Genomic DNA, 7206 nt, shown 5'->3' with positions numbered 1-7206 from the left:
CGATTTAATCACGGCGCGAGATTTGTAACCTAGTGGGCTAAGTAAAAATTGAGCAAAGCTTCCGCGTCCTGCTCACGCCCCTTACTTACATCCATGTAAGTAACAAAGAGTTAATCGCCCCTAGGAAGAACCCTTCGGGCAGCGCGTGTTTGGCATTGATGCTGCGTTATCGCCTATTTATGGGGAACAACCACACTACATAGGCTCTGCCTTGCCTAAATACCAAACACACTGCTGCAAATTCAACCTCGAAAGATAAACACGCCCTAGTCAATTTTAATATGAAAGTGCTGCAAATTGGTTTTTTCAAGCTGCTCTAGTTCCTGTTTTGATAACCCAACGTAATCAAACCAGAGTGATTTTTCATCACTTTCCACCAGCTGATGTTCGCTCAAAGTAACACATTGACTATAACAACGTGCCTTTTGCATTAACATCGCTAATGGCAATAGTGAATCCCCTTTGGACACACCATTAATCAACTGCGATAACACAGCATTAAAAGGTAAATACCGAAACGCCATTTTATCAATCACCGTCGCCGTGACTTTTAGCGCATGCTGATTAAGTAAAGTACTTAAAAATAACGGATCAGGTTTTAACTCTAACAATGCGGTGTGAAGATCTTTATGTTGGTCTTCTCGGGCAAGGGTTACTTTGCGCTGCCACACTCGTTCGAATGTACGTAAATAGAGTCGAATCAAAGCTATCTTGCCAACATCGAGTAACATACCCAAAGTAAATGCATGTACTTCATTAATACCATTGAGCTTAGCCAACTCTTGCGCCGCAATCGCGCAAGCCATTGAGTTATCGCGTAGGCGACGCTTCAATAATGGAAATGGTTCGGTGCTGTGTGGCATCCAATGACGTACCGCAAAGGTAGGCACTACAAACTGTAAGTTGTCTAAACCAATATAACGCAGAGCTAAAGAGGGATTATCAACTTTTACCGAAGTATGTTTATTGCGCTGCGCGCGATAATAAGGCAAATTCACAAAAGCAACTAACTCACGTCCTAACCAAGTTAAATCTTTAACTAATGGCTCAAGGCGCCCTACCGATGCTGATTTTACCGCAAGTATGTCTAAAATCGCGGGGACATTATCTTCAATACCAATGGTTTCATGTAGTACCGTATCAATATCGGCTAACTGCTTGTTCATGGCGGTATCAATAACTTGATGTAACTGCTGGCTGGCTTGAGCGCGGTACTTATGATGCGAAGTACTGGAGAGTTTACGTATTTTTTGCGCAGCAACTTCAACCTCAAGTAAGGTGCGCTGCTTCATCGCCTCACCATAATTTATATCTAGAGTATGAATATAGCCAATTTGACGTTGCGCAAAGCTATGTCCAAGCAACAAATCATGGGCTCGTTGCTCTAATGCCTTAGCTGTCCTTTGTTGGCGTATTTCATCTGTCATTAATAGTTATCTTTTATAAATAAATTAAGGGAAGCTACTACGTTTGTTAGCATAAGCCTAGAACCGAGTTAAAAAGTTAGCAAGTAATTCAAGTCCTCGCTGCGTTAAAATTGCCTCTGGGTGAAATTGTACCCCCTCTAACGCTAAGCTATTATGAACTAAGCCCATTATTTCATCTAACTGGCCACTTTCAGTTTCGGTCCAAGCGGTGATCTGCAACTCATCAGGAATGCTATCTTGTTCAACAACCAACGAATGATAACGGCAAACTGTTAATGGATTTGGTAAGCCGGCAAATACACCTTGATTAGCATGATAAATTGGCGATGTTTTGCCATGCATCACTTGCTTTGCCCTAACAATGTTCGCACCTAATGCTTGTGCTATTGTTTGATGACCTAAACAAATACCTAAAATTGGAAATTGACCTTTTAGTTGCTCAATAAGCTCCAAAGATATACCCGCTTCATTTGGTGAGCATGGGCCGGGAGATATCACGATATGCTGAGGGTTTAACTGGGCAATTTGACTAACCGAGATCTCATCATTGCGCTTTACTAGCACCTCTTGATCTAAACGTTGAAAATACTGTACCAAATTGTAGGTAAACGAGTCGTAGTTATCGATCATTAAAAGCATGTAATAAAGCACTCAAAATAGAAATTGTTTGCAGGCAACTGCCTGCGTTCATATTCTAACTTAAGCCCGCACGAGTGTCAGTGTTTTGTATTCAGGCAAAGGGAAATTACTTTAATAACGATAATACTGAGATTGATGTTGATTTATTTTAAATCAGCCCAAGCTCTATTGTATTGGCAAAACGCCTCAGAGCATTTAATTTGACTAAAACCCATGCGTGTTTATCTATCGAGATTAATATGTAACACGCTTTAATAAGGAGCGACCTATGTTAGGCGAAGATCATTCATTAACTAAAGATTTCCCTGAATACCAAAGCACAATCACTAAGCTCAACACTGATAATGAAGAGTTCGCGGCAAGGGCAAAGCAATACAATGCAATTGATAAAGAAATCCGTGTCCTGGAGTTACAAGATGCCCCTATTGATGATGAAGCAATGCATCAATTAAAACACGATAGAATGGCATTAAAAGATTGGCTCCATCAGCAATTAGCTGATGCTGCCAACTAATAATTATATTATATATATCTGGCGCTTATTTAAAACTAAGCGCCAGCACTGAGCGTTAACTCCCTTTCACTCATCCTATTTGCCTAAAATTACATCCATTATGGTGCAAAAGCATTGCTATTCGTTTAGCTTAGAGACAAGCTATCTTTATCTAAGTTAAATAACATTATATTTTATGTGCAAATACATACTCTCGATTGACCAAGGAACGACGAGCTCTCGCGCCATCTTATACACCAAAGATGCCGAGGTTTTTGGCACAGCCCAACAAACTTTCCCGCAGCACTTTGTGCAAAATGGTTGGGTTGAACACGATCCTGTAGATATTTGGCAAACCGTATTAGCGAGCGTTAAAAACGTATTGGCGCAGCAACGGGTAACGGCTGCCGACATTATTGCCATAGGCATTGCTAATCAACGAGAAACCACCTTAGTGTGGAGTAAAAAAACCGGGCAACCTATTTACAACGCGATTGTGTGGCAAGACCGACGCACTAGCCAGTACTGTGATAGTTTGCGCGATGCTGGGCACAGTAAAACCGTCAATGATAAAACCGGCTTATTACTCGATCCGTACTTTTCTGCCACCAAAATTCGTTGGATCTTAGATAACGTCACTGGCGCTAAAGAGCAAGCACAAGCAGATGAGCTGGCGTTTGGTACGGTAGACACCTACTTACTATGGCAATTAACCGATGGTAAAGTACACAAAACCGATGCAACCAATGCCTCTCGCACATTACTGTTTAACATTCACCAGCAATGCTGGGATGAAGACTTACTCGCCTTATTTGATATTCCAGCCTCGATGCTACCTGAAGTAATGGACTCAGCGGCTGACTTTGGTGTTACTAGCAGCGAGTTATTTGGTGGTGAAATTCCAATTAGCGGCATAGCGGGTGATCAGCAAGCCGCTTTAATTGGCCAAGCTTGTTTTGAAGAAGGTATGGCAAAAAGCACCTACGGAACAGGCTGTTTTTTAATGCTTAACACCGGCGATAAAGCACTAAAGTCAAACAATCGCTTATTAACCACCATCGCATATAGACTTAACGGCAAACCTACGTATGCCATTGAAGGCAGTATTTTTATGGCAGGTGCCACCATGCAGTGGATTGTAGAGGGCTTGAAATTATTAGAAAGCGCGGGAGAAAGTGAAGCCCTCGTCAAAGGTGTTCCCTTAGATCATGGGGTATTTTTAGTGCCCTCTTTTACAGGTTTAGGCGCTCCCTATTGGGATGCCAATGCCCGAGGTGCTATTTTAGGGCTTACTCGAGATTCAGGTATTAGTACGATTGTCGCTGCAGCTTTGCAATCAGTGGGTTATCAAACTAAAGATTTACAAAAAGCGATGGAAGGGGATGGCTTGCGCCCCAGCATATTGCGCGTTGACGGCGGTATGGCTAATAATAATTGGGCTATGGAGTTTTTAGCTAATATTTTAGGTGCGAGTGTTGAGCGGCCCACCTTAACCGAAACCACCTCGCTTGGCGTCGCCTATTTAGCAGGCCTGCAAAGTGGTGTTTATGAATCAACAGCGCAACTGGCAACTATGTGGCGATGTGACCGCCGCTTTGAGCCAACAATGAGCAGCGATGAGCGTAACGATTTATATGCAAAATGGCTACATTGTATTGCGCAAGTGACGCTTGCTAATAATCCGCAGAATGACGGCTAATCGCGTTAATATAATCTGGCATTAACAACTAACTTTAAGGTTCACCCGTGCAGTTACTCGATAACGAATATGATTTACTTGTCATTGGCGGTGGCATTAATGGTGCTGGTATTGCAGCAGATGCAAGTGGTAGAGGCTTGAAAGTATTATTGTGTGAGCAAGACGATTTAGCCTCAGCCACCTCATCAAACAGCAGTAAGCTTATTCATGGCGGGCTGCGCTATTTAGAGCACTATCAATTTAGGTTAGTAAAAGAAGCATTGCTAGAGCGTGAAGTGTTATTAAAAAAAGCACCGCATATTATTTGGCCGCTCTCGTTTAGGCTTCCTCATCAGTCACATTTGCGGCCGCCATGGATGATCCGCCTAGGATTATTTATTTACGACCATCTAGGAAAACGAGACACGCTACCCGCTTCCAAGTCGATTATTTTCACAAAAGACAGTGTGCTAAATGCATCAATTACACAAGGGTTTGAATATGCTGATGGCTGGGTAGATGACGCGCGTTTAGTGATCTTAAACGCCCTTGCCGCCGAACAACACGGAGCAACCATAGCAACACGTACTCGTTGTATAAAGGCACAGCGCAATATTGAACATTGGGATGTAACTCTAGCGCAACAAACGACCCAGCAGCAACTACAAATCAAAGCCAAATGCATTGTTAATGCCGCAGGCCCTTGGGTTGCTTCATTGTTTGATAATGTATTTATTCAGCCATCACCACAGCATATTCGCTTAGTCAAAGGCAGCCATATCGTGGTGCCACGTATTCATCACGAGCCATGTGCCTATATTCTCCAAAATGAAGATCAACGTATTGTTTTTGTCATTCCCTTTGAAGATGACTATTCTCTCATTGGCACTACTGATGAAGAATATACCGGCAACATTAAAGATGTAAAAATTAGCAAACAAGAAATTAGTTACTTAATCAATATTACTAATCATTACTTTAAAACTCCGATTGAAGCGACTGATATAGTACATACATTCAGTGGCGTACGGCCATTACTCGATGACCACTCAGCAGATGCTCAAGCTGTAACCCGCGATTATAAGCTGATATTAAATAATGATGATAATCAGGCTGCTTTGTTAAGTGTGTTTGGCGGAAAAATAACTACTTATCGAAAACTGGCAGAAAATGCTGTGGACAAACTCGCGCTATTTTATCCTCATATGACTGAAGCGTGGACAAAAAGCGCGCCGTTACCAGGCGGAGATTTTAGTGAAAAAGCGACGTTAATAACGCAACTACAAGTAAAATACAATTGGTTGCCTGAGTTATTATTAAATAGGCTGGTACGCTCCTATGGCACGCTAACTAATGCACTGCTAGGTAATTGCAGTGCATTGGTTGACTTAGGTTGTCATTTTGGCCATGGTCTATACGCTCAAGAAGTCGATTACCTAATTGCCAAAGAGTGGGCAAAAACCAGCGATGACATATTGTGGCGTAGAACAAAGCTCGGGCTACGCTTTAGTAAAGCGCAAGTCACCGCTTTAGATAACTACTTGCGCACCTTAAATTACTAACTACACATTAAGAAGCTGCAATAAAATGCTCATTTAAGGCTGCTTTTTCAATACTAGATAAAGCTTGCTTAGCTTTAGCGGCAAAGTCGTAACGTACCAGCACTGTTTTACCGATTGCGCAGCATTTATCTTGCTGCCACGCCTCTTGGCGAAGCACAAATGAGCTGCTGCCAATATGCTCTACCGATGTTTTAATACTTACTTCATGCGAGTAAAACAACTCACCTACAAACGACACCTCAATTTTAGCAATAATAAGCTTCCAATCGTGAGGATTTAAATCGGGGGTAAAAAATTTAAAAATAGGTGCACGTGCGGCTTCAAACCAAACAGGGAGTACGGTATTGTTGATGTGTCCGAGTGCATCCGTTTCGCTAAAGCGCGGCATCACTTTTTCAGTAAACATAATAATCCAATAATAATTAAACAGGTAACTCATGACGGACTTTATCCGCGTGTATGACAACGCGCTCAGTAATGACTTTTGCGATAACTTTATCACCACCTTTTCGCAAAGCCCGCATATAAAACAAGGGATGACATCAGGCGGCATAGATCTTAATAAAAAAGATAGCCACGACTTACACTTAAACAATCATCCTGAATACGCTGAGCAATTAAAACATATTCAACAAACTACTGCACAATATGTTTTTAACTACATTGAAGAACATATTTTTATAATGATTGGGGCGTTTGGTTTAAAAGTGTACCACCCCCAAACAGGACAACCTGTTGATTTAACGCAAGCTAATTTTGACGAGGTAGGTAAACCGCAATTACCTTTATTGGTACAGCAAATTTTTCGACTCGGTAATATCCAAGCGCAAAAATACGAAGTTAACAAAGGCGGCTACCCGTATTGGCATAGTGAAGTGTACCCACAGTTACACCATAACGAAGCACTGCATCGAGTATTGTTATTTATGTTTTATTTAAACGATGTTGAAGAAGGCGGTGAAACCGAGTTTTATTATCAAAATCGTAAGATAGCTCCGAAAAAAGGCACTATGGTGATTGCCCCAGGCTACTTTACTCATACTCATCGCGGTAATAAACCTGTGTCGAATGATAAATATATTTTAACGTCGTGGGTGCTGTTTAACCGCGCAGAACAAATATACGGGCAGCCACAGGCCTAAGCGGTAAGCGGTAAGCGGTAAGCGGTAAGCGGTAAGCGATAAGCCAAAAATCAACTCAATTCGGATTTTATGTAAAGGCTTACTAAGCGCTATGGTCGCTTAAAACTTACAGCTTATGACTTATAGCATTAAATCAGTTCATCAAACAAATCAAAAATCTTATCTAGCTCTTCGATGGTATGGTAATGCATGCAACCAATGCGTAGAACGCGGCGTGAATGCAATACAACCAAAAGCTTTCAAAGGCCCTGAGCGTAGAAGATAC

General features: G+C 41.8%; 7 protein-coding genes. 4 read left to right on the top strand and 3 right to left on the bottom strand.

Annotated features, from left to right (window positions below):
• Positions 1 to 266 precede the first annotated feature (266 nt).
• Both H5187_RS22295 and H5187_RS22290 read right to left on the bottom strand, forming a co-directional pair.
• A complete protein-coding gene (locus tag H5187_RS22295; protein ID WP_145238027.1) occupies positions 267 to 1427 on the bottom strand; it encodes an HDOD domain-containing protein in 1161 nt (386 codons plus the stop codon).
• A gap of 57 nt (positions 1428 to 1484) precedes the next feature.
• Positions 1485 to 2066, bottom strand: coding sequence for an aminodeoxychorismate/anthranilate synthase component II (locus H5187_RS22290; protein ID WP_182718914.1), 582 nt, complete (start codon positions 2064 to 2066; stop codon positions 1485 to 1487).
• Positions 2067 to 2334: 268 nt separating this feature from the next.
• Between H5187_RS22290 and H5187_RS22285 the strand changes: the two genes are divergently transcribed.
• The 3 genes from H5187_RS22285 to glpD all read left to right on the top strand — a co-directional run bounded on the left by H5187_RS22285 (position 2335) and on the right by glpD (position 5799).
• On the top strand, positions 2335 to 2580 hold the full coding sequence (locus H5187_RS22285) for a YdcH family protein (protein ID WP_145238021.1): 246 nt from the start codon (positions 2335 to 2337) through the stop codon (positions 2578 to 2580).
• A 175-nt stretch (positions 2581 to 2755) separates the two neighbouring features.
• Entirely contained in the window at positions 2756 to 4258 is a 1503-nt protein-coding gene (gene glpK, locus H5187_RS22280) for a glycerol kinase GlpK (protein WP_182718913.1), read from the top strand.
• A gap of 47 nt (positions 4259 to 4305) precedes the next feature.
• Complete coding sequence (glpD, locus tag H5187_RS22275; protein WP_182794429.1) at positions 4306 to 5799, top strand: glycerol-3-phosphate dehydrogenase; 1494 nt, start codon at positions 4306 to 4308, stop codon at positions 5797 to 5799.
• A gap of 7 nt (positions 5800 to 5806) precedes the next feature.
• Here glpD and H5187_RS22270 read toward each other — a convergent pair whose 3' ends face one another.
• Positions 5807 to 6205: a thioesterase family protein gene (locus H5187_RS22270; protein WP_182718911.1), complete on the bottom strand. Its 399-nt coding sequence runs from the start codon at positions 6203 to 6205 to the stop codon at positions 5807 to 5809.
• A 31-nt stretch (positions 6206 to 6236) separates the two neighbouring features.
• Between H5187_RS22270 and H5187_RS22265 the strand changes: the two genes are divergently transcribed.
• Positions 6237 to 6941, top strand: a complete 705-nt coding sequence (locus H5187_RS22265) for a 2OG-Fe(II) oxygenase (protein ID WP_145238009.1) — start codon at positions 6237 to 6239, stop codon at positions 6939 to 6941.
• The last annotated feature ends 265 nt before the right edge of the window (positions 6942 to 7206 follow it).

It is taken from the genome of Pseudoalteromonas sp. SG44-1 (assembly GCF_014164315.1).
GTDB lineage: Bacteria > Pseudomonadota > Gammaproteobacteria > Enterobacterales > Alteromonadaceae > Pseudoalteromonas > Pseudoalteromonas rhizosphaerae.
This window is presented reverse-complemented; position numbering and strand designations above follow the sequence as displayed.